This is a genomic window from Mesorhizobium sp. M8A.F.Ca.ET.021.01.1.1 (genome assembly GCF_003998025.1).
Lineage (GTDB): Bacteria > Pseudomonadota > Alphaproteobacteria > Rhizobiales > Rhizobiaceae > Mesorhizobium.
In genome coordinates this window covers 1-2,170 of sequence record NZ_RZSJ01000795.1, presented here as the reverse complement: position 1 = coordinate 2,170, position 2,170 = coordinate 1, and the positions used below count along the sequence as shown (strand labels likewise).

Below are 2,170 nucleotides of genomic sequence, written 5' to 3'. Positions count from 1 at the left end.
GAAAGACAGGTCATAGCCGCCGATCTCGATCGGTATCAGCTTGTTGATATGGAACTGGTGGATCGGATCGACCTTGTCAGCTGCCACGTTCAAACCCCGTCAATGCCGCGTACGGCCAAAATTACCTTGCCGCATGGAAGCGGCTATTTCCAAATGCCGCCTGAAGGGCGGTCATTTGCCGTCGTCCCGGTCACGGCGCGGCTTCGCGCCTTGTCCGAATTCCGCCACAACGCCAGCCGAACGCATGACATTGAGCACGCCGGCGCCAAAACCAAGCAGCAGGAAAACGATCAGACCCCACGGCGATGTCCCCGCCATACGGTCGATGATCCAGCCGATGCCGGCGCCCACGACCACCCCGGCGATAAACTCGCTGGATAGTTTGATCGCCTGACCGTATCCGGTCACTGGTTTCGCGTCGTCTTTCCCCTCGAGCCGGTTCGGCAGCCTTGTCGCAAGCGATGCTCCAAGTTCACGCCGACGTCGCTCAAGATCGTCGTCGCGGATTTCGGCGTCATGCTCTTTGCCGCGGCCGGTTTCTCCGGTTCCGTCTGGCCCTTTTTTCTCGGCCATCGCAACCCCCCTGCCCGGGCAGACCGTCACCGTCCGTCCGCTTCTAAAGTCGCCGGCAACATAGTTAGAGGGTTTGCGCCCGTCAAGCCACGGAGGGAAGTTCCGCGCTGTGTATTTTAAATAGTAAAATCAAAGGATTAGAAAGGTGCGACATCGTGCCCGCGGCGATCGGAGGGATGCGTTGCGCGAATCCCCCGGGCAATGGCTCTCCGATCGACCGTGCGACCGCCCGAAAAGAGAGGCGCCCGGCGGTCGGCTCAGCTCCAGCCGCCACCATAGGTCCGGTAAAAGATATGCAGGCCGATCTTGGTCATCTTCTGCATCGTGCGCGCCCAGCCGGGATGGACATAGTTGGCGTAGTAATGTGTTGACGATCCCACCTCCGGAATGAAGATCTTGCCAGCGGTGACGGCCATGCCGATGTCTTGCGCGGTCTTGTAGGCGACGGGGTTGTCGATGCGCTTCTTTCTGCCGTCGCAAGCGAATGAAAACTGACAGCGGTTGAACCAGCTGTCGTTCTGGTAGACGACGCCGCAGATCGAATTGGGATAGGCGGGATTGCGGACCCGGTTGAGGATAACCTGGGCGACGGCGGCCTGACCGCGCACGGTTTCGCCGCGTGCCTCGAAATAGATGCCGTTGGCCAGGCATTTCTGCTCCGGCTTGGAGAAGACGCTGGCCGGAAGCGGATTCTGGATCCAGGCATGGTCGCCCTTGGCCATCGGCGGAATGAAGCGGCCGCTGTTGGACTGCTCGTCCTGAAGCAGGGCTTCAAAGGGTGAAGCCTTGGCGTAGTCCGGCTCGGATTGTGCGTAGGCGGTCGCCAGCACATCGGGGTGGTCGTTGTTGACGAGGGCGGCGAGCATGGCCGGCACGCCGGGATCCGGCTTCTTGTCTTCACGCGCGTGGAATGCGGCGGCGATCAGGATTTCCTTGCCTTTGATCTGAGGCTTGGCGAAGGCCATTTTCAGGTCGCTGTCCATGCTCGGCCGCATCAGCGAAGAGGTCCGCTGGAAGATCGAGCCTGCATTGAAGTTCTTCGGCGGCGCTACCGGAGAGACCTGGACGATGCGGCCCTTCTTGTCGGCGCGCACGACACGATCCTCGTCGGGCGACCCGCTGACCTTGCCGCCCTTGCCGCGGAACGAGACGGAGCCGATGCCGGGAAGGCGAACGCCGGAACCCGAGATCGAGCCGGTGACGTCGGAATCGACGAACGGCATCTCGGCGGCGTGGACCGAGCCGGCGACGGATTTCTCGACATAGGAGTTCCAGCGGGCGGTCGGCGCTTCGAGGCCGGATACAAGGCTTGTCATGTCCTGGTAGGCGGCGACGGTCGGAAAGCCGATCCAGATGCCGAGGCCGATGATGAACGGAGACACAAGGCCGCGTTTCTTCTCACCGGCGGCGGCGGCCAGCCGCGTCAAGACACGTCGATGCACGGAACTCTCTCCAGGAACGCTACTGACCCCACTGGAGAGCAAAATGATGCATTAACCTTGATGGGACGTTAACGGGATCGGTCGGGTTTTCTCAGCCGGCTGGAGGTCGTGGCTTCGAAGTCCGGCGGTTTTGCGGCGGGAGCGCTCCGGCCCGC

At 61.8% G+C, this 2,170-nt stretch carries 2 protein-coding genes and 1 pseudogene; all 3 read right to left on the bottom strand.

What is annotated here, in order from left to right:
• Positions 1 to 87 (bottom strand): annotated as a pseudogene (locus EOA36_RS33985) (F0F1 ATP synthase subunit A); the annotation flags it as partial.
• A gap of 84 nt (positions 88 to 171) precedes the next feature.
• Positions 172 to 573, bottom strand: coding sequence for an AtpZ/AtpI family protein (locus tag EOA36_RS33980; RefSeq protein WP_127281075.1), 402 nt, complete (start codon positions 571 to 573; stop codon positions 172 to 174).
• A gap of 257 nt (positions 574 to 830) precedes the next feature.
• On the bottom strand, positions 831 to 2,015 hold the full coding sequence (locus EOA36_RS33975; protein WP_127281074.1) for a cell wall hydrolase: 1,185 nt from the start codon (positions 2,013 to 2,015) through the stop codon (positions 831 to 833).
• Positions 2,016 to 2,170 lie beyond the last annotated feature (155 nt).

Coding starts and splice junctions, on each gene's coding strand:
- EOA36_RS33980 (WP_127281075.1), bottom strand. CDS start 573: ATGGCCGAGAAAAAAGGGCCAGACGGAACCGGAGAAACCGGCCGCGGC.